Origin of the sequence: Levilactobacillus namurensis DSM 19117 (assembly GCF_001434785.1) — a bacterium.
GTDB classification, from domain to species: Bacteria; Bacillota; Bacilli; order Lactobacillales; family Lactobacillaceae; genus Levilactobacillus; species Levilactobacillus namurensis.
The window spans coordinates 1-21559 of the sequence record NZ_AZDT01000069.1 but is presented as its reverse complement, the minus strand read 5'-3'; the positions used below and the strand labels follow the sequence as shown (position 1 = coordinate 21559).

The following is a 21559-nucleotide window of genomic DNA, read 5'->3' as shown; positions in this document are numbered from 1 at the left end:
CTCTCTAACAAGAATCATTAATTTAACAACATTCTTATTGACAAGACGTAGAAAAAAGAGACAAGCAGGTTGGCTTATCTCTGGTCATGACGATAACGATAAGTGTAGTTGGGATAAGGAAGATAGGGACTGTCTAAAAACTAATTGAAAGGGTAGTCATGGCTAGAGACTTAAAAGGTCTCTGAAACGGTCAACTGTCGTTATATTTACTCTACTGTAAGCCGAGAGGACGGCCAGACAAGGCCCAGCTTCGAGACCGCCCTGTGGCTTGAAGTGGTGCCCACGGCGTTCCAGACTGGTCTGGCCGTCCGGTAAGGCACTGATAAAACCCGAATGAAGAAAGTCACAAGCCCGAGGCCAGCATCTTGGGTTGTTTTATGGTTAAATAGAAACATAACACTAAAGTTTAGTAAGTGAATGGGTTGCCTTATAGTAACTCTAAGGCACTATACTAAGATTAGCCTGATGAAATGGTTGTCGTAGAAGGAGGGTGACCGCAGCATGCAAGCCTTACACATCGGGATTCTGAATATTATGCACGACAAGGAGGCCACCAGTCAGCGGTTCCACCGGGTCTTAAGCACGCCGGAACAGCCCGTGGTCATTCACGAGTACTATCCCCGGCAACACTACGCGGGGCGGCTGGTCCCGGATTCAGTGGCCCGCCTGATGCAGCCGTTAAACTTGTCGGCGGTGGCCCAATTAGACGGGTTCATCGTGACCGGAGCGCCTATCGAGACGATTCCGTTTTCCCAGATCACCTACATTCAGGAGCTCCGGGACCTGATGGAGACGTTAGTGAGCCACCGGATTCCCCAGCTGTACCTGTGTTGGGGCGCGATGGCCGCGTTGAACCACTTCTACGGCATCACCAAGCACCGGCTGCCCCACAAGTTGTTTGGTGTTTATCCGCACCAGATTCTGCAGGAAACGCCGCTACTGGCGGGACTGACGCCCGGTTTCGTGGCGCCGCATGCCCGTTACGCCGAGATGGACGCCGACCAGCTGGCCGCGACGCCGGACCTGCGGGTGGACGCTGTGACCACGGCGGGAGACCTGTTTTTGGTGGAAAACGGTCACCAGCGGCAGACCTTCATGTTTGCCCACTTAGAGTATGACCGATGGGCGCTGGTCCACGAGTATCGCCGCGAGCTCCTCGCGCACCCCGAGCGGACCTATCATCCGGCGGAAAACGACTTCGAGCCCACCACCATGGCGGTGCCACCGTTTGCGTGGCAGACCAGTCAACACCGGTTCTTTACCAATTGGTTGGCCCAGGTTGCCCAGTGGCGGGCAGTCCAGGTTTGAAAAATGAAAGGAGTTTTTAGATTGGTTGCAAATTCGATTACAGAGTTAATTGGCAATACCCCTCTACTCAAGCTGAAACGGGTGGTTCCCGAGGGAGCGGCCGACGTCTTAGTCAAGCTGGAGTTCTTCAACCCGGGCGGCTCCATTAAGGACCGTATCGCTCTAGGCATGATCAACGCCGCCGAGGCTTCCGGTCAGTTGAAGCCGGGTGGGACCATCGTGGAACCTACCAGTGGTAACACCGGGATTGGGTTGGCGTTAGTGGCGGCGGCCAAGGGCTACCACCTGATCATCACCATGCCCGAGACCATGAGTAAGGAACGCCGGGCCTTGATTCAGGGGTACGGGACGGAACTGATCTTGACGCCGGGCGCCGAGGGGATGCCTGGAGCCATCAAGAAGGCCCAAGAACTGGCTAAGGCCCACGGTTACTTCCTGCCTATGCAGTTCGATAACGCCGCTAATCCGGAAGCCCAGGAGAAGACCACGGGTGAGGAGATTCTAAAGGCCTTAGACGGTCAAGCACCGGACGCCTTTATCGCCGGGGTCGGCACTGGTGGGACCCTGACCGGTGTGGGTCGGGCCTTACGGGCGGCGGACCCCCAGACGTTGATTTACGCTCTGGAAGCTGCTGAGTCACCACTATTGAAGGAAGGCCACGGCGGCAAGCACAAGATTCAAGGAATCTCTGCCGGGTTCGTGCCTAAGGTCTTGGATACCAAGCTGTACAACGACATCGTCGAAGTCACCAGTGACCAAGCCATCGACATGGCGCGGCGGGTTAGCCGCGAAGAAGGCTTCCTTCCCGGGATTTCGGCCGGTGCCAACATCTTCGGCGCCATCGAAATCGCCAAGCAACTGGGCGCGGGCAAGACCGTGGTCACGGTCGCACCGGATAACGGGGAGCGTTACCTGTCTACGGACCTGTTTGACTTCTAACTAAAAACCAGAATTAAGACCAGCCAATCGTTAACGCGGGGGCTGGTCTTTTTTCATGGGAATACTCGGCTAAGACGGCTAGATGGGGGATGAATTACGGGGGGCGAAAAGTCGCAACTTCAGAATGAAAGCAGTATCATTAAAGGCATAAGCAGTTTAACTGGGGGGATTCATGTGATTGATCAACGTGTGTTTAAATTTCCGGGTGTCCGGCGCCTGACCCTGTGGTTGGGTCTCCTGACGCTGGTCCAGGCGGTCCTGGTGATCCTGCAGGCCAAGTACCTGTCGGTGGCCATCGTCCACCTCTGGAAGATGCAGCCGATTGGGACTATCGTGGTGCCGCTGGCGCTGTTCGGAGTGGTCTTCTTGGGCCGCCATCTGGTGACGCTAGCCAAGAACTGGGTGACCTACCCGTTCGTGGAGACCACCACCAAGCAGTTGCGTAAGCGGTTCATGGCTAAGCTCTTCGACTTAGGACCCAGTGTGGTGGCCCAACAGGGAACCGGGAACGTGGTCACCATGGGGCTGGAAGGCATCGACAAGATTCAGACTTACCTGATGATGATCATCGGCAAGGTCTTGGACCTGTCGATCACGCCCTGGCTGGTCCTGTTATACATCGCCACGATTCAGTGGAAGGAAGCCCTGTTCTTGCTGGTGATCTACCCGCTGATCATCCTGTTCATGGTGATCTTGGGCCTGGCCGCGCAAGCCAAGGCCGACCGGCAGTACGCGGGGTACCAGCGGCTGTCGAACCACTTCGTCGACACCTTGCGGGGGTTGCCGACGCTGAAGCAATTGGGGTTAAATGAGACCTATGCCGGTAACGTCTACGAGGTCAGTGAGGACTACCGCAAGAAGACTATGGCCACGTTGACCATTGCCATGACCTCGACCTTTGCGCTGGACTTCTTCACCACCCTGTCGATCGCCATCATCGCGGTCTTCTTAGGGGTTGGCTTGATGGACAACACGATTCAGCTCTTGCCCGCACTAATTATCTTGACGCTGGCACCGGACTACTTCGCACCGATTCGAAACTTCGCCAACGACTACCACGCCACACTGAACGGGAAGAACGCCCTGACGGCGGTGCTGGACATCTTGAGTCGACCGACCCCGACGGACCGCAAGCTCTTAGCGACTAGCGACCCGGTCTGGACGCCGGAGGATGGGCTGAGCCTCCAGCACGTCAACGTGGGGTACGATGCGGACCACGCCACGTTGCAGGATATTAATTTTCAGGTCAAAGGCTTCCAGAAGGTCGGCATCATCGGGGCCTCGGGTTCCGGGAAATCGACGCTGATCAACACCTTGAGCGGGTTCTTGAGTCCCCAAGATGGGCAAATCACGGTCCGGGGCACTCAGGTACCGCACTTAGACCAACAGGCTTGGCAACGCAGCTTCGTGTACATTCCCCAAGCCCCATACTTATTCCACGCCAGCCTGCGGGACAACCTGGCCTTCTACACGCCGGACGCCACCGACGAAGCCGTCCGGAAGGCGGCCGACCGCGCGGGCTTGAGCGATTGGATTGCGACGCTGCCCGACGGCTTAGCCACCCAGATTGGGGAAGGCGCTCGGGGTGTCTCCGGTGGGCAGGCCCAACGAATCGCGTTGGCCCGGGCCTTTCTGGACGATTCCCGGCGTGTCTTGCTCTTTGACGAACCCACCGCGCACCTGGACATTGAGACCGAGATTGAGTTGAAGCAGGCCATGTTGCCGGTCTTCGACCACCACCTGGTCTTCTTCGCGACCCACCGGTTGCACTGGATGAACGAGATGGACTATATCCTGGTCCTGGACCACGGACGACTCGTGGAACAGGGGACACCAGCAGAACTTCAGGCCAAGAACGGCGCGTACGTGCGGTTGCGGTCTGAAATGGCAGGGGAGGCGCCAGAAGCATGAAAGGATTTTTCAAAACGTTTGAACACGACCACTGGGTCATGCCGTACCTCAAGAAGTACCGGGGCTTATTGACACTGGTGCTCTTCTTGGGCTTCATGACCTTCTTCTGCGGCGGGGCGTTGATGTTCAACTCCGGCTACCTGATCAGTCGGGCGGCGACCCACCCGTTTAACATCTTAATGATTTACGTCCCCATCGTCTTAGCCCGGGCGTTCGGGATCGGGCGGCCAGCCTTCCGGTACGCGGAACGCCTGACCAGCCATAATTGGGTCCTACGCATCGTTTCGGACTTTCGTAAGCGGTTATACCAGTCCGTGGAGAAACAGGCGGTGGCGATTCGCCAGACCCATCAGACGGGGGATGTCTTGAGCATCCTGGCCGAGGACATCGATCACATCGAGAACCTCTACCTGCGGACGGTTTTTCCGTTAGTGATTGGCTGGCTGCTGTACCTGTTCATCGTGATCGGCATCGGTTACTTCAACTGGGCGTTCGGCCTGTTGATGCTGCTGTTGCTGGGGGTCATCGTGGTAGTGATGCCGCTGTTATCGGTAGCGGTCAACGGCCGGCGGGAGTTCCAGGCCCGGCAGATTCAACGGCGCTTCTACACCCAATTGACGGATGCCGTCTTGGGACTGGGCGACTGGTTGATCTCCGGTCGGCGTCAGGACTTCTTACAACGCCAAGACCAGCCCATCGACGATATCGCGGCCTTGCGCCGGGGTGACCACTACTTCCAGTGGTGGCGGAACCTGGCCATCCAGGTGGTCTTCGGAGCGGCCGTCATCTTGCTGGTCTGGTGGGCCGGGGTGACCTTCACCCATAACCAGGCGGAAAGCAACTGGGTCGCGGCCTTCGGGTTGGCCCTGTTCCCGACCATCGAACCCTTCGCGGACATGAGCCAGGGGGTCAGTGAGTGGCCAGTCTACCGGGACTCCATCGACCGGGTCAACCGGCTGGACGAACACGAACCGGTGAAGGCCCCGCAACGGACCATCGACCTGCCGGCCACGTTAGCCGTGGACCGGGTTCAGTTCACCTATCCGGGCGCCCAACGCCAGGTGATCCAAGACCTCTCGCTGACGGTCAAACCGGGCGAGAAGCTAGCGTTGTTGGGCCCCAGTGGGACTGGGAAGAGCACCCTGTTGAAGCTGATCTTGGGGGATGAAGCCCCCACGAGTGGGCAGGTCACGTTAAATGGCGTGCCGATTGCGCAACTGCAGGACCAGCGCGCCCAGCTCTTCGGAGTCTTGGACCAACAGCCGTACCTGTTCAACACCACGGTGATGAACAACGTGCGGCTGGGGAACTTGAACGCGACCGATGAGCAGGTCCACGCGGCCATCAAAGCCGTGGAGCTGGACCAGTTGATTGGGAATTTGCCGGACGGGTACAATACCCAGGTCCAAGAGGCCGGGAGCCGCTTCTCCGGGGGAGAACGGCAACGGTTGTCGCTGGCCCGGATCTTGTTGCAGGACGCGCCGATCATCATCTTGGATGAGCCGACCGTGAGTCTGGACCCGATTACTGAAAAACACTTGCTGGATACGGTCTTTGACGTCTTGCATGACAAGACCATCATCTGGGTGACCCACCATCTGGCGGGCATCGAGCACGTCAACCAGGTGCGCTTCATCGAACACGGCCACTTCGATATGCAGGGAACGCCGCAGGAGTTGTACCGGGATAACGCCCGGTTCCGCGCCCTGTACGACCTGGACCGGGGTGAAACCACGAAATAACTAAGCAAGACCGTCCATCAGTGGTGATGGGCGGTCTTTTCGTTTAGCGTGCCAGCAGACGCGACCAGGAAAACGCTATATAATAGGATTAATAAATAATGGGAGAGAGGGGATAGTGACCATGCAACGACTCTTAGTGACCGGCGGGGCGGGCTTTATCGGGGCCAACTTTGTCCGGTACCTGGTGGCCCAGCACCCGGAGGTCCGTAAAATTATCGTGCTGGATAAGCTGACCTATGCGGGGAACCGCGCCAATCTGGCGGGCTTGCCGGCGGACCGGGTCCAATTGGTGGTGGGCGACGTCTGTGACGCGCCCCTGGTCGACCGGTTGGTGGCTCAGGTGGATGCGGTGGTCCACTACGCAGCGGAAAGCCACAACGACCGGTCGCTGGTGGACCCGGACCCGTTCGTGCAGACCAATATTCTGGGAACCTACACCCTGTTACAGGCGTGTCGTAAATACGATGTGCGCTTCCATCAGATTTCAACGGATGAGGTCTACGGGGACCTGCCGTTGACCGGCAAGGCGGCCTTTACGCCGACGTCGCGGTACCAGCCGAGCAGTCCGTATTCGGCGACCAAGGCCAGTGCGGACCTGCTGGTGGGGGCCTGGGTCCGGTCATTTGGCCTCCGAGCGACGATTTCCAACTGCTCGAATAACTACGGACCCTACCAGTACGTGGAGAAGTTCATTCCCCGCCAAATTACGAACATCTTGAGTGGACGACGGCCTAAGCTCTACGGGACCGGGCGCAACGTCCGGGACTGGATCCACGTGGCGGACCATTCATGGGCGGTGTGGCTGATTCTGACCCGGGGCCGGATTGGACAGACTTACCTGATTGGCGCTCAGGGGGAACACACTAACCGGGAAGTCTTGGAAATGATTTTGACGGCGATGGGCCAGCCTAAAGGCGCTTACGACCAGGTACGCGACCGGCCGGGCCATGACCAGCGATACGCGATTGACGCCAGCAAGTTGCGCGAAGAATTGGGCTGGCGGCCCCAATACACCGATTTTGCGGCGGGACTGCGCCAGACGATTGCCTGGTACCGCGACCACCCGGAGTGGTGGCAGGCGGCCAAGGCCCGCGTGGAGGCGGCGTATGCCCGGCACGGACAATGATTAGAGAAGGGGAATGACAATGGGACCCATTGAACACACAATTTTTGACACGGAACGGGCGCAACGGTCGGTGGGCGGCGTCTACCCCATGGGGACGTTCGTGAATCTGACGCCCAGTGATTTTGACCAGACCAGGACGCAACTGTATCCCACCCGGGAGAGTCTGGGGTTCTTGAACGCTTTGCGGGAACGGCGGGGGACCCCCGTTCTCACGCCGACGTTCTTTAGGAGTCATCCCAACCGCAACCGGTTCATTACCAATACCCGCGGGACGGTCCAGGAGCTGACGGACCGGTACCACCGGGCGTTCAAGGTCTCAGCCCAGGGCGCGGAGTTATTGGACCCTTGGGGCAATACGGCCAGTAACCATACTCTGGAGTTGACCGAGGTGGTGGATGACCAGGGGAGCCTGTACTACGTGTTCGCGGGCGGCTTCCCGATGATTGAGTGTAAGAGTGACCAGTTGGTAAATTACCGCCAGAACCCGTATCACCAGAACGTCTTCACGTTGAATCCCATGGGAGGAATCATCTACCACGAGGCCAGCTTGCAGGCCCTGGTGCTAGCGTTGGCCCAGGATTATTTCCACCGCGAGTTGACTCCAGACCAGATTGTGGACCACACCAAGCTCCAGGTGGTGACCAGTCCGTTCTACCGGCAAGGCGGCCTCATGGTGAAGCAGGGCACCAGCCCGATTCGCCGGTTAGCGACCGTGATCAAGGTGGTGGCGACTTGGACGCCGATTGAGGTGCTATAGGAAAATAAGGCTCAGCCCCCGGGATGGTGGCTGAGCCTTTTTGAGTTCTGGACATAATTGATTGGGTACTTAGCTATGGGCAAGGGACTTTTTAAGGGAAGATGTCCCTTATGTTGTCAGTAGGGAAGGGTTATGCTGGTAGGGTGCTAAGGAAAATAATTCTGGAAATAACTTATTCGAATTTTAGAATTTTTGATACATATTTGTAAACAAGCTGTCATCTTTTGAGATTGAAAATCTTAAGAAAACGAAAAGGACTGCGCTATTGAGGTGTTTCGGATTAATGATATTTTGGGTGAAAGGTAACGTGGAATTAAGAATGAGTAAAGAAACTATGTTGTTTGCAACTGATAACAGTGTTATGATTTATTCAGTAATTAAATGATAATAGGTGTGTAATTTGATTGTTAACACCATTGTTGATACGTTATCAGATGCGGAGGAAACAGATGGATTCGGAACAAACAATTAGTGTGGGGCAAATTTTAGGTATCCTACGAAAGCGTCTTAAAGTGATTGTCTTGACGACGTTAGTGGTCACGATTGCGGCGGGCTTCGTGACTTTTTTTGTGATGACCCCGAAGTATGAAGCAACTACAGAGTTACTGGTCAACCGGAAGCTATCAGCGAACATGCAAGGGGCCGCTTTACAGCAGACCCAAGCGGATGTTCAGATGATTAGTACCTATAAGGACATCATGACTAGTCCAACGGTGCTGAAGAGTGTGCAAAAGAAGGTTGAAAATTATCCAGGATACCCTGGATCGGTAGATAAGTTGAAGAGTGCAATTTCAATTAGTAGTCAACAAAATTCTCAGGTCTTCTCGGTGACGGTGAAGACTAGTGATGCACGGACTTCAGCGGAAATTGCCAACGAAACGGCCAAGGTTTTTAAGAAGAAAGTCGTTAAAATCATGAGTGTACATAATGTCTCGATTGTTTCAAAAGCAACGCCAGATTTTGATGCTGTAAGTCCGCGGAAGAAGCTTAATCTGGTGGCGGGATTTGTCGTTGGAATTATTTTGGGGATTGGTTTGGCCTTTGTTCGTGAATTAAGTGATAAGACCGTTTCTGATGAGACATTTATTACCGACGATTTAAGCCTAGTAAGTCTAGGTCTGGTAAGCGAAATTGATGAAAAAGAGATTACCAAGCATCAGCAGCGGAAGCAGCGACGATTTAAACAAGATGTCTTGATTACTGGAAATAACGACACGATTGAGTCACGAGAACAACACAGAAGGGTCTAGGTGGAATAAATGGCATGGTTTAAACGTAAGCCTAAAAAGCTCGATAATAACGGTTTGAAGTATGGTGTTGGATTGGTTACCTATGATGATCCTTCCGGGATGGTTTCAGAACAGTTCAAAACGATTCGGACGAATATTCAATTTTCTTCAGTGGGTGAAGAACTACACTCGATTATGTTTACGTCATCAGAACCTTCCGAGGGGAAATCAACGGTTAGTAACAATGTTGCGGTCACCTATGCGGATCAAGGAACTAAGGTAATCTTGATGGATGCTGATTTACGACGGCCTACGGTTCACAAGACCTTTGGCGTTAGTAATCGGTTTGGTTTGTCAGGGTATTTAGCCGGTAATGCATCATTAGATGAAATTATTCAACCAACTATGGTGGATGGCTTGTCTGTGATTTCAAGTGGACCGGTTCCACCTAATCCGTCCGAACTATTGACAAGTTCTAAGATGGCAACTTTACTGAATGATTTAAAGGCAAAAGCTGATTTGTTAATCGTCGATGCACCGCCGGTAAACACAGTTACGGATGCACAATTACTAGGCGCGCGGGTTGATGGTACGATTCTGGTGGTTCCGCAGGGGATTGCTGTTAAGGCAGGCGTTCGGAGGGCTAAGCAGTCTTTGGAAACGGTCCATGCTAATATTTTAGGCGCTATTATGAATCGTGTGACGGCGCAAAAGTCTGGCGGCTATTACGGTGGTTACTATGGGGGTAACTACGGTGGCTACTATGGAACGGAAGATAAGAAATGAACGGATTAATTGACTTGCATTGTCATATGTTGCCGGGAGTTGATGATGGGGCAAAAGATTTACCGTTTGCCTTAGACATGGCTCGAACAGCGGTTGACGAGGGAATTAGTCATATCTTACTGACACCGCACCATATGGATGGCGATTATACCAATCATCGGGCAGATGTTTTGAATCGGGTCGCTAACTTTCAGCAATCCATCCGGAATGCTGAAATCCCACTAACGGTGTTTCCGGGACAGGAAGTACATCTAACAGGGAACTTGTTAAAAGCTATTGATGCTAACGATGTTCTATATATGGATGAGGGTGGGCGATATCTGCTGCTTGAGTTGCCACATAGTGGTGTTCCAGAGTATACAGAAGATATGATCTTTGAATTGAAAACTCGGGGAATTACACCAGTAATTGCACATCCAGAGCGAAATCATGGTTTTCAAAAGCATCCTGATAAATTATATGATTTTGTTACTATGGGGTGTCTAACACAGCTGACGAGTAGTAGTTATTTAGGAATTTTTGGTAAAGATGTTGAAAAACTGACGTCAAAAATCATCGATTCTGGAATGGGATATATCTTTGCTTCAGATGCCCATAACTTCAAAGGTCGTCGATTTGTAATGAAAGAGGCCTTTGACAAGCTGGTAAAAGAAAAGGGTAAGGATTTTGCGGAGCACTTCAATGCCAATGCAAAAGCAATCATCAATGGGGATGATGTACCACGGGGAACGGCGCAACGAATCTCGTCGTTGAAGAAAAAGAGGTTCTGGCTATTTTAGAGCTGGGAGTGTAGCAGTTGGAATTGAATTCAAGAGTATCCTCCGAAAAGAGTGAGAGTAAAGAAAATATGGATTATAGTTCTCATTACCCTTCTTTATATTTATTTGAAAAGAGGGCATTTGACATTATAATTTCTTCGATTGCATTAATAATATTGAGCCCATTGTTTTTAATTATTTTGTTATTGAATATTTTTAGTAAGGACAACCAGGGCCCATTATTTTATAGGCAAGAACGTATGGGATTGCATGGAAAAAAATTTAAAATGTATAAGTTCCGCTCCATGGTTGTAAATGCAGAAGAGAAATTATATGAGAATCCGGAGTTGTATAGTGCTTATGTTGCTAACAGTTTTAAGTTGGAGCCTAGTGACGATCCGCGAATTACTAAACTAGGATTATTTTTACGAAAAACATCTATTGATGAAATTCCGCAATTTATTAATATCATTAAGGGTGACATGACATTGATTGGTCCAAGACCTGTTATTGAACAAGAGCTTATTGAATATGATGTATCTAAATTGTTGTCAGTAAAGCCTGGTGCTATGGGTTTGTGGCAGGCTAGTGGACGTAGTGATATTGGATACCCGGAAAGAGCAAATATTGAGATGCAATATATAGATGAGGCATGCTTGAAGGTTGATTTTAAGATTTTTTGTAAGAATATTTTAAAAGTTTTAAGTCGAAAGGGTGCTTATTAATTAATATTAAAGTATTGGTTGCAGCCCATAAAAAATTCCCAATGCCTGTGAATAGGGCATTGTATCTTCCGATTTTAGTGGGAGCTGTTTATAATTACGCACCTGGTATTGACTATCAACGGGATGATGATGGTGAAAATATATCAGGGAAAAATCCTAATTACAATGAATTAACCGCTATTTATTGGGCCTGGAAGAATTTAAAAAATGCTGATGTAATTGGATTAGTACATTATAGACGGTATTTTTTTAAAAAAAGATCACGGGATATAAAAGATATACTTAGTTTAGAAGATATTCAGAAGTTACTGGTCAAAAATGATGTGATATTGCCTTTTAAAAGGCACTACTATATTGAAACTAACTATTCACATTATGTTCATGCGCATGAAAGTCTGCCCTTATTGGAAACTAGAAAGATTATTGAAAATATGTATCCAGAGTATTTAAACTCGTTTGATCTTGTTATGGGGCGTAGAAGTGCACATATGTTTAATATGTTTATCATGAAGAGGCCAGTTTTTAATAAGTATTGTGAGTGGCTTTTTGGGGTTCTTGGAGCGTTAGAGAAAAGAATAGATATTAGTAATTTTTCGAAGCAAGAGGCTAGAGTTTTTGGCTATATTTCAGAGCTACTTATGGATGTTTGGATTCAGAAAAATAATCCTTCGTATTCTGAGTGTCGTTGGGAACAGTTAGGGAAAAGGAAAATAATATCGAAGATGTTTTTTTTCATTGTTCGTAAGATAGGATTCAGGCGTGGTCGAACTCACTTCTAAATTTGCAAGAAGGGATTGTTATTGTCAGTGCAAAGTATCAAAACGTTTCAAAATATTGCTGTAGTTGTAACATTTAATAAGTTGGAAATGTTGAAGTCTAACTTAAAAAGATTATTCTCTTGTGGTAATCTTCTTACCAAGATAGTTGTCATAAATAACGCAAGCACTGATGGAACTACTGAGTATCTGAATCAATATGTCGGTAAAAAAAATATCGTAGTCATTAATGAGAAGAAGAATTTAGGTGGAGCTAGAGGATTTAATATCGGTATTAAGCGTGCAATGAGTTTGTCTGCGGACGCGGTTTGGTTGATGGACGATGATACGATGCCAACTAAAAGTACGTTAGAAGAGCTAATTAATGCACGTTTAATTTTAGAAAATAAGAACATATTTTGGGGATTACTGGCTAGTAATGTTAGATGGATTGATGGAAATTCGGCAAAAATGAACGTACCTAAAGTAAAGAGAGTCTGGAATTCTTTATTGAGTAGAAATATGGTTCAAATAGAATCGTCTTCGTTTGTGTCTATGTATATTAATGCAGAAGTAATAAAAAGGGTAGGCTATCCGATAAGCGAGTTCTTTATTTGGGGGGATGATGTTGAGTATTCAAAACGAATATCAAAGAGTTTTCCCAGTTACTGTGTGTTGAATAGCCGTGTGCAACATAATATGGCTCAGAATAATAGAGTGGACATATTGACAGATTCGCCTAGCCGGATCTCTAGGTACTATTATGATGTTCGAAATAAGTTTTATATTTCAAAACAAGATGGTCTAAAATCAATTTGTAAATATACATTACGGCAGATAATCCTCATTTTCCGGGTACTATTTAATGGAGATTATAAATTTAAGAAAATTTCAGTGATCATTAAAGGCTTTTTTGCGGGGATTTTTTTTAATCCTAAAATTGAAAAGTATTAAGTCTTGTAATGAAAAGTTAAGTGAACAGAAACGATTATTGAAAATGATGGTTTTTAGTTTCTCATAGACTACAATAGTTTAACTTTTACTAGGGTGCTTTGAGATGAGGAACAAGTAGATAGATTTAAAGTATCTAGTTGGGATTACTTGTAATATTTTAGGATTGTTAGGATTATTGTACGGTTATTTAAGTTGAAGTGGAGAAAATAATGGAAGTAGTATCGGATGTAAAAATTGGGAAAGTACTTTCTACATTTATCGAATATATGTTTGTTTTTGTGACAATATTACAATGTAATACGGTTTATTTTAGATCAGGATTAAATAATCGGATTCAGATAATGTGGTTTGGAATTTGTTTTTTATTAGTATGTATTAGTTTATTTGAAATGATAATTAAATCGTATAATATTAAACAGCTTGTTTTATCATTAACTATTTTTTTAGCTTTTATGGTTACGATATTGTTTTTAGACTATCAGATATATCCTTTTCCTATAAAAAAGGAAATTTCTCAATTTATAATTATTCCCTTTATGATGGTGATAATTTTTTATAATAAAATATTGGCCGGAGAAGGGTTAGATTTACTAGTAAAAGTTGAGAGGGTTATGCTTATCCTTGCTGGTATCTCTCTATTTTTTTGGGGGGTATCTGAATTAGGGGTTCCTACTAACATGGCAACTTTTATAACATGGGGGAACTATCAGCAGATTTCAGGTTATAATAATGTGCATTTTATTGCGCAAGGGATAACGAAGTTCTTAGGGATGACGCTAATACGAAATACGGGGATTTTCGTAGAAGCCCCTATGTATTCTTACGCTTTGACGGTATCCTTTTTAGTCTTGTTGTTTATTGACGGTGGCACTAAGAAAAGTAGAATTTTAAAAGCGGTGGTATTACTAGCTACTATTTTTACAACGACCTCAACGACTGGTGTTATTGTTTCTATATTAGCAATAGCGTATTACGAGTTTTTTATCGTTGATCGGATATCCTTAGTTTTTAAAGTGCTGATTATCCTGTTAGGTTTAATTGCAGTAGGTGTACTGATTAAAATAATTTTGTTGCAAAAGTTAAGTTCAAACTGGAATTCATCTTCAAGTATTCGAATGAATGATCTATTATCAGGTTTGAGTGCATGGAAAAATAACATTGTATTTGGGAATGGTTTAGAAAATTATCAGATACTTTTAGATTATATGGATCCAAGAAGGTTAGGTTTTAATGGTAATATGGGATTTTCAAGTGGTTTAATGCAGGTTTTGGCATATGGAGGAATTGCCATGGGACTGTTTTATATTATTCCATCGATTATGGGAATGTTAGTTTCTAAAAAGATGTTTGGTTTCTCTAGCATTTGTTTTTTACTATTTATATTTACCATTGTAAACGATACGTATCTATATTTTATAATATTAAGTGCTTTTTTTGCATCCTTTTTATTAAGAAAAAAATACAAAGAAGGGGAGTAACATTTTGACTAATTATTTAGTGGTTGGTTCAGGACTATTTGGGTCGGTGTTTGCCCACGAAGCAGCGTTAAGAGGGAACAAAGTAACTGTAATAGAAAAACGTAGTCATATAGGTGGAAATATCTACACAAAAGAAATTGAGGGAATTCAGGTACATATGTACGGAGCCCATATTTTTCATACTAAAATGAAAGATATTTGGGATTACATCAATAAATTTGCTGAGTTTAATCATTATGTGAATAGTCCGATTGCTAATTATCAGGGTGAAATCTATAATTTGCCTTTCAATATGAATACGTTTAATAAGCTGTGGGGAGTCATCACACCAGATCAAGCAAAGCAAAAGATTGAAGAACAAAAAAGAAATTTTCATCTCAATGGTAAACCCAAGAATTTAGAAGAGCAGGCAATTTCATTGATTGGTCCTGATGTTTATCAGAAGTTAGTGAAGGGCTACACTGAAAAGCAATGGGGGCAATCTGCAACTGACTTACCTTCATTTATTATTCGACGGTTACCGGTGCGTTTTACATATGATAACAATTACTTCAATGATCCTTACCAAGGAATCCCTATTGGTGGCTATACTAAAATTATTGAGCAATTGCTATCTAATGATCTGATTACTGTTAAGACAAATGTTGATTATTTTCAACACAAAGATGAATATTTAACAAGTAATACGAAAATCGTTTTTACAGGAATGATTGATCAATTTTTTGATTATAAAATTGGTGCGCTGGAATATCGAAGCTTGAGATTTGAAACAAAAATTTTGGATACTGATAATTATCAAGGAAACGCGGTAGTAAATTATACTGATGCTGATACACCATTCACTAGAATTATTGAACATAAGCACTTTGAATTTGGCAAGGGAAATAAGGATAAGACGGTTATTACTCATGAATATCCTAAAACCTGGCATCGAGGTGATGATCCGTACTACCCTGTAAATAATCAACGTAATAGGGAACTTTATAGACAGTATACTGAGCTATCGAAGGAACAGACACCCAATGTTATTTTTGGAGGACGACTGGGTCAATATCGATACTATAATATGGATCAAACAATTATGGCGGCTTTAAAGGTTGTTCGTCAAGAGTTTGGAGAATAGAAAAGGATATGCAGGTTGTTAAAAACTATCTCTATAATGCATTTTACCAGATATTTATCTTGCTGGTTCCGCTCATAACAACTCCCTATTTATCACGGGTCTTGGGACCAACGGGGGTAGGAATTAATGCCTATACAAATTCAATTATTCAGTATTTTATTTTGTTTGGTAGTGTTGGAGTTAATTTGTACGGAAATCGGCAAATTGCTTTTGTTCATGGTAGTCGGGAAAAAATGACAACGACTTTTTATGAAATCTTTTTTTTGCGGATTATAACTGTTGCTTGCTCATTCATAGCCTTTTTGTTTTTTTTAAGACTGGTGAAACAATACCATACGTATTATTGGGCTCAATCACTATCTTTATTTGCTGCAGCATTCGATATCTCTTGGTTTTTTATGGGAATTGAAAATTTTGCTGTTACGGTGTTAAGAAATTTTGTAGTAAAAGTACTAACATTAGTGAGTGTTTTTGTTTTTGTAAAAGACCAGTCTGATTTAGGGATCTATATATTAATTTTATCAATGTCATTATTGCTTGGAAATTTAACATTATTTCCAAGTTTGAGGAAGTATATTGGAAGACCCGTAATTAAGCACTTAAATATTTGGCAGCATTTTTTACCATCCATAGCCCTGTTTATTCCGCAAGTAGCAACTCAAATCTATCTAGTAGTTAATAAAACTATGTTGGGTGTGATGGCGTCAGTACAGGCATCTGGTTATTTTGATCAATCGGATAAAATTATAAAAATGGTGTTAGCAATTGTAACGGCGACAGGAACGGTGATGTTGCCACATGTTGCGAATGCTTTTGCACAGGGAAAGATAGAAAAAGCAAAAAACTATCTATATTCTAGTTTTTCATTTGTTTCATGTTTATCTATTCCGATGTTTTTTGGTGTAATGGCAGTTGCAGATAAATTTGTTCCGTTATTTTTTACAAGAAGATTTCAGTCAGTGGCACCACTTATGATGATTGAGGCAGTTGTCATTGTTTTGATTGCCTGGAGTAATGCAATTGGAACCCAGTATTTATTACCAACTAAGCAAACAAGAGCTTACACAACATCTGTGATTTTGGGAGCTATGATTAATATCATAATTAATGTTCCATTTATTTTACTGTGGGGGGTAATCGGAGCAGCGTTTGCTACCGTATTGTCTGAAATGACAGTGTCTGGGTATCAGTTATGGTCTGTCAGAAGACAAATTAGTTATAAGAGGTTATTTAGAGATAATAATAGGTATATTATTGCAGGAATAGTGATGTTTTTGTGTGTAAGATTATTTGATTATAACTTGGCGGCTAATTGGTGGGCATTGGGAATTGAAGTCTTAGCGGGAATTAGTGTCTATGGAATAATGTTGTTTGTTTTACGAGTAGATATAGTTAAGGATGCGGTTCAACTTTTTTCACATAGAAGGCGTTGATTGTCAATGATGTGTATAGAACCCTTCTCAAGCCCGGGTAGGTATCAGAAATATCCGGATTTGTGTGATAAATATATTTAAAATGCAATTTTGATGGGCGGTATAGTGTAGGTGTGTTTTTTGAGCCTGATACTAATACGCTACGTGTGATGGGGGAGATTCTAGATTGTAATGAAAAAATTGAAATATTTAGTTAAGACTAATCAGCTTCTAAGTTTAATGTTTTTAGCTATAATGTCGATCTTTCTTAGAGTGTTGTCAGTATTTATAAAAAGAAAGAAACAAATTATATTTTCTAGTTTTTCCGGTCGTCAATTTTCGGATAGTCCGCGTGTAATATATAGTCAGTTGATACTAGATTCTAGGTTCAAAGATTATGAAATGAAGTGGGCATTTACTGACCCAGAAAAATATACCGAATTACCTAATAAAAATAAAGTTAATATAGATTCGTTTAAGTACTATATTGAGTTATTTTCTTCATCAGTTTGGATATCAAACTCTAGTATTGAAAGATTAATCCCATATAAACCAAAAGGTATAATTTATATTAATACGTGGCATGGAATTCCGATGAAACATTTAGGACCTGATGAGAAAGAAACTACATCTATTGTTCGTAATTGGTTTGCCAAAGTTAACTTTAATCTGTTAACAGCCTCTGGTACTTATGATCAAAAAATTTTTAAACATATTTTCCCAAGTACAAGTAATATTCAAATTACTGGATTACCGCGGAATTTATATTTGAAGATGATTACCAGTAAGCAATGTGACTTTATTAGAGAACGAGTTATTCAGAAGTACAGATTAGATCCTTCTAAGAAGATATTATTGTATGCCCCAACTTTTAGGGAGTATGAATTAGATAGTGACGATCATGCTTTTTCAACTGATTCATTATTAAAGTTATCTAGTAAATATAATCTGTTGTTCCGAAGCCACTATTATGCTGAAGATAAAGGTGTTATGAAAAAGTGTATTGATGTTTCTGATGATCCTGATTTGAATCACTTATTGATCTCAGCAGATTTACTGGTTTCGGACTATTCAAGTGTTATTTTTGATTATTCCCTTTTAAAGAAACCAGTAGTGCTGTACTGTTATGATATGGATAGGTATTTACAATATAGGGGTGTTTATGTGAGGCCTGATGACTTGAACGTTCCCTTCGTAAAAACCGAAAAAGATTTATTAGAAACGTTGTTGAGTGATAGCTACTTAAAAATGGATTTAACTGATTTTTATGCGAAATTTAATGGTGTCTTTGACACGGGATTAAATACGGTTAAAAGGACAATCTTGTTTGGGAGTAGTAAATGAAGAAAATATTGGTAATTTCTAATTTAGAGAAGGGTGTGGGGATTTCTAAGTATGTGATTAATACATACGCTAAAATTAGCGCAAAGACCTCACAGTTAAAGTTTGTTTTCGTTAATGATCAAGAGAGAAATGATTACGTAAACGAGTTAAATAATTTGCATATAAGCGTTGTAAATATTCCTAAATTAACGCGACATCCTTTGGGCTATTTATTTCACTGGACTCGCTTTATTATTTTACATCATTCGGAGTTTAGTGCTATTCATTTTCACTATGATTCAATGGTGAGATTTTATCCTATTCTTATTGCAAGTGTATTTGGTATGAAGAATATTATCGTGCACTCGCACAACGGAAGCAGTTCCGTTGTTACAAGCAACGTTTTGAGATTACTGTTACATAAATTTGGAAGGAGAATGTTAAAACAGAAAATAGACTATAAATTTGCGGTATCGGATAAGGCGGCTGAGTGGATGTTTAAGACGACAGATGGCGTTGAAATGATTCATAATGGTGTTAATACAGATTTGTTTGCTTTTTCTGAGGATGTTAGGAAAAAAAAACGTAATCAATTACATTTACAAGACAGTTTAGTTGTAGGCCATATAGGTCGCTTTAAAAAGCAAAAAAATCACGAGTTTTTATTAGCTGTTTTTTATGAGATGCTAAAAACAGTCCCAAGTGCAAAGCTTTTGCTAATTGGAGATGGTCCTTTACAGAGTGAGATTCAACAGAAGGCCTTAAATTTAGGAATTCAGGATAGCGTTTATTTTTTAGGAATGCGTAATGATGTAAATGAGTTATTGGATGCTATGGATATTATGGTATTTCCTTCTTTATACGAAGGATTCCCAATAACAATGGTGGAGGCTCAATGTAGTGGTTTACCAATTTTATTTTCGGATACTATTACAGATTCTGTCAAACTATTAAAAACAACAGTTAACGAATCGTTAAGCAGTAGTGCACAGGTTTGGTCAAGGAAAGCTTTGGAAGTTAATAGTAAAGTTACAGATAGAGGCATGGGGATACTAAATGTTGTAAGTGCGGGTTATGATTTGAATGTTGAGTCGCTGAAGTTGATGACTTTTTATCTGAACCTAAAATAGATTCTCCATGCTTGTGATTATATTAATTGAAAAACTTCGTATATTTGAAATTGTGAACTTCAGATCGTACTTATCATTTACGGAGAGGTGCATTCATGAAGTCTAGGGTTACTAGTGAAACTTTATTTAGTCTTTATTTAATTAAGCGGTTTATTTTACGAATAAGATAATCATTTTTATTGAAATTAGAGTAAAATTAATAAGGGAGGGCTTTTAATGTAGAAGGTTCTTCTGCCTAAAGGCGAAGGATGGAGGGAGTTCATATGCAACATCGAAAAAAGTCACATAAATTACGTAACACTATTTTGGTAGTTATTTTAATTCTTATCGTTGGTGGAGGAGCGTATGCAGCGCATCGTTATCGGAGCGTGAAAGATTCAATTAACAGTTCCTTTAAAGCTTCAGGAGTCACTAAGCAGCGGAATGTTAGTGAACAGATTAAGGACAAGAAGCCAATTTCAGTTCTCTTGATGGGAACTGATACGGGTGCTTTAGATCGTACATACAAGGGCCGGACTGATAGCATGATGGTTATCACGCTTAATCCGCAAAACGATAAGACTACGATTACCAGTATTCCACGGGACACAGCCGTTTCCATTCCTGGATTTGAAGGTCGCGCACCTTCGAAGATTAATGCGGCCTACGCTTGGGGCAGTTCAAAGACTAGTATCAAGACCGTTCAACAGATGCTCAATGTCCCCGTTGATTTCTATGCTTTAATTAACATGGGTGGCATGAAGAAGGTTATTGATGAAGTAGATGGTGTCGATGTTACGCCAACGTTAACGTTTAAGTATGAGGGGTACACTTTCAGGAAGGGTGTTAAGACCCATATGAATGGTGCGAAAGCCTTAGCTTACTCCCGGATGCGGTACGACGATCCTAATAACGATTATGGACGTCAGACGCGTCAACGGGCAGTATTAATGGCTTTGGTCAAGAAGAGTGGCTCTATTTCCACCCTGATGAACCAATCCTTCATCAACTCCTTGTCCAGCCAAATTCAAACTGACTTAACGTTTGACAACTTGACCTCGTTAGCCAAGAATTACCGTTCCGCCGATAAGACGGTTAAGGAAACCCATTTACAGGGTCACGGTAAGGAAATTGGCGGTCAAGACATGGAAGTTATGCACAAGAAGGAATTACAGCGGGTAACTAATTTTATCCGTAAAGGATTGGACTTATCGCATAAGACAACAGGATCAGCTGCCGTTTTCACCAGCACGGATGATGCAAAAGAAAGTGCTAATGAAGCGTCTAGCGCGTCATCTACTAACTATGGTTATTGATGATACTACTTCAATTTAAAGTGCAGTTAATAGGCGTCCTAATTGTATAGGACGCCTTTAGCTTGTTGTAATTTAGTTATCATCGATATAAGCTAATTTAATATATTTAGCTATTATGCTTAATGTATGATCAGGAGGACACTAGAGTGAGTGATGCTAGAAAACGTATTTCTTGGATTGATTTTGGAAAGGGCTTAACAATATTTTTTGTATTGTTAGTTCATGTCTTGGAAGGGTTAAAAAAGACCCAATTATATGTGGATTATGAACGACCGTTAGAGATTTAATTGGGAATAATTTTTACATTTATTATGCCAGTTTTTTTTGCTTTATCTGGATATTTATATAGACCAACACGTGATTGGCGGAGAATTAAAATAAATGTTTTAAAAAAATTGGTTAGTTTAGGGGTTCCCTACTTAGTGTTTTCTATTTTATATGTAATTTTACAGCATAGTTCATCAAGTTCGGTTCATGACTTATATGATTGGGATTCACTGGTTATGTTGTGGTGGCAACCAATAGGGTATCTCTGGTTTTTGTACGTTCTGTTTTTTATATTTTGCTTAGTATATGTAATGGATGGATTTAAGGTTCCATATCTTTATCAACTAGTAATATATATGGCTTTGTTCGTTATGGCTCAGTTGACACCTTTGCCACCGTTTTTTTCACGCACGTTTACATGGTGTATTACTTTTTATATAGGGTTCCTATATAAAAAGTATAGTCAACTATCTAAAAGATGGATCACTGTCAAGGGCAGTTTAAAAATGTAGGTTTTCGGCAGAAAGAAATGTAGGTTTTC

The 21559-nt window shown here is 43.7% G+C and carries 20 protein-coding genes; all 20 read left to right on the top strand.

The genetic code is table 11. The features are described from left to right. Positions 1-501: 501 nt before the first annotated feature. The 20 genes from FD30_RS11325 to FD30_RS11235 all read left to right on the top strand — a co-directional run bounded on the left by FD30_RS11325 (position 502) and on the right by FD30_RS11235 (position 21530). A complete protein-coding gene (locus tag FD30_RS11325; RefSeq protein WP_056945115.1) occupies positions 502-1308 on the top strand; it encodes a homoserine O-acetyltransferase/O-succinyltransferase family protein in 807 nt (268 codons plus the stop codon). A 21-nt stretch (positions 1309-1329) separates the two neighbouring features. Continuing rightward, the gene (cysK, locus tag FD30_RS11320; RefSeq protein ID WP_371862365.1) at positions 1330-2247 is read left to right on the top strand and encodes a cysteine synthase A; all 918 of its coding nucleotides are present in this window, start codon (positions 1330-1332) and stop codon (positions 2245-2247) included. Positions 2248-2421: 174 nt separating this feature from the next. Beyond that, complete coding sequence (cydD, locus tag FD30_RS11315) at positions 2422-4158, top strand: thiol reductant ABC exporter subunit CydD (RefSeq protein ID WP_056945113.1); 1737 nt, start codon at positions 2422-2424, stop codon at positions 4156-4158. Further along, complete coding sequence (gene cydC, locus FD30_RS11310; protein WP_056945112.1) at positions 4155-5900, top strand: thiol reductant ABC exporter subunit CydC; 1746 nt, start codon at positions 4155-4157, stop codon at positions 5898-5900. The genes cydD and cydC overlap by 4 nt, the downstream gene beginning before the upstream one ends. A gap of 121 nt (positions 5901-6021) precedes the next feature. Then, positions 6022-7026, top strand: coding sequence for a dTDP-glucose 4,6-dehydratase (rfbB, locus tag FD30_RS11305; RefSeq protein WP_056945111.1), 1005 nt, complete (start codon positions 6022-6024; stop codon positions 7024-7026). 19 nt (positions 7027-7045) lie between these two features. Beyond that, the gene (locus tag FD30_RS11300) at positions 7046-7783 is read left to right on the top strand and encodes a hypothetical protein (protein WP_056945110.1); all 738 of its coding nucleotides are present in this window, start codon (positions 7046-7048) and stop codon (positions 7781-7783) included. 449 nt (positions 7784-8232) lie between these two features. Beyond that, a complete protein-coding gene (locus FD30_RS11295; protein ID WP_056945109.1) occupies positions 8233-9033 on the top strand; it encodes a YveK family protein in 801 nt (266 codons plus the stop codon). A gap of 9 nt (positions 9034-9042) precedes the next feature. Beyond that, on the top strand, positions 9043-9798 hold the full coding sequence (locus FD30_RS11290) for a CpsD/CapB family tyrosine-protein kinase (RefSeq protein WP_056945108.1): 756 nt from the start codon (positions 9043-9045) through the stop codon (positions 9796-9798). After that, positions 9795-10577, top strand: coding sequence for a tyrosine-protein phosphatase (locus tag FD30_RS11285; RefSeq protein ID WP_056945107.1), 783 nt, complete (start codon positions 9795-9797; stop codon positions 10575-10577). Before FD30_RS11290 ends, FD30_RS11285 begins: the two co-directional genes overlap by 4 nt. Positions 10578-10645: 68 nt before the next feature. After that, on the top strand, positions 10646-11281 hold the full coding sequence (locus FD30_RS11280; protein WP_056945117.1) for a sugar transferase: 636 nt from the start codon (positions 10646-10648) through the stop codon (positions 11279-11281). Beyond that, complete coding sequence (locus FD30_RS11275; protein WP_056945106.1) at positions 11281-12060, top strand: DUF4422 domain-containing protein; 780 nt, start codon at positions 11281-11283, stop codon at positions 12058-12060. The genes FD30_RS11280 and FD30_RS11275 overlap by 1 nt, the downstream gene beginning before the upstream one ends. Before the next feature lie 27 nt (positions 12061-12087). After that, positions 12088-12990, top strand: coding sequence for a glycosyltransferase family 2 protein (locus tag FD30_RS11270; RefSeq protein ID WP_235803275.1), 903 nt, complete (start codon positions 12088-12090; stop codon positions 12988-12990). 209 nt (positions 12991-13199) lie between these two features. Next, a complete protein-coding gene (locus FD30_RS11265) occupies positions 13200-14468 on the top strand; it encodes a hypothetical protein (RefSeq protein ID WP_056945105.1) in 1269 nt (422 codons plus the stop codon). 4 nt (positions 14469-14472) lie between these two features. Next, positions 14473-15591 carry a UDP-galactopyranose mutase gene (gene glf / locus FD30_RS11260; protein ID WP_056945104.1) on the top strand — a complete coding sequence of 373 codons (1119 nt, stop codon included), beginning with the start codon at positions 14473-14475 and terminating at the stop codon, positions 15589-15591. Positions 15592-15599: 8 nt separating this feature from the next. Further along, positions 15600-17024: an oligosaccharide flippase family protein gene (locus FD30_RS11255; protein WP_056945103.1), complete on the top strand. Its 1425-nt coding sequence runs from the start codon at positions 15600-15602 to the stop codon at positions 17022-17024. A 171-nt stretch (positions 17025-17195) separates the two neighbouring features. After that, positions 17196-18347 carry a CDP-glycerol glycerophosphotransferase family protein gene (locus tag FD30_RS11250; protein WP_056945102.1) on the top strand — a complete coding sequence of 384 codons (1152 nt, stop codon included), beginning with the start codon at positions 17196-17198 and terminating at the stop codon, positions 18345-18347. Beyond that, the gene (locus tag FD30_RS11245) at positions 18344-19456 is read left to right on the top strand and encodes a glycosyltransferase (RefSeq protein WP_056945101.1); all 1113 of its coding nucleotides are present in this window, start codon (positions 18344-18346) and stop codon (positions 19454-19456) included. Before FD30_RS11250 ends, FD30_RS11245 begins: the two co-directional genes overlap by 4 nt. Positions 19457-19719: 263 nt before the next feature. Beyond that, positions 19720-20751 carry an LCP family protein gene (locus FD30_RS11240; protein WP_056945100.1) on the top strand — a complete coding sequence of 344 codons (1032 nt, stop codon included), beginning with the start codon at positions 19720-19722 and terminating at the stop codon, positions 20749-20751. Between the two features lie 146 nt (positions 20752-20897). Further along, the gene (locus FD30_RS11825) at positions 20898-21038 is read left to right on the top strand and encodes a hypothetical protein (protein ID WP_225426508.1); all 141 of its coding nucleotides are present in this window, start codon (positions 20898-20900) and stop codon (positions 21036-21038) included. Further along, the gene (locus tag FD30_RS11235) at positions 21039-21530 is read left to right on the top strand and encodes an acyltransferase family protein (RefSeq protein ID WP_268872085.1); all 492 of its coding nucleotides are present in this window, start codon (positions 21039-21041) and stop codon (positions 21528-21530) included. Positions 21531-21559: the final 29 nt, after the last annotated feature.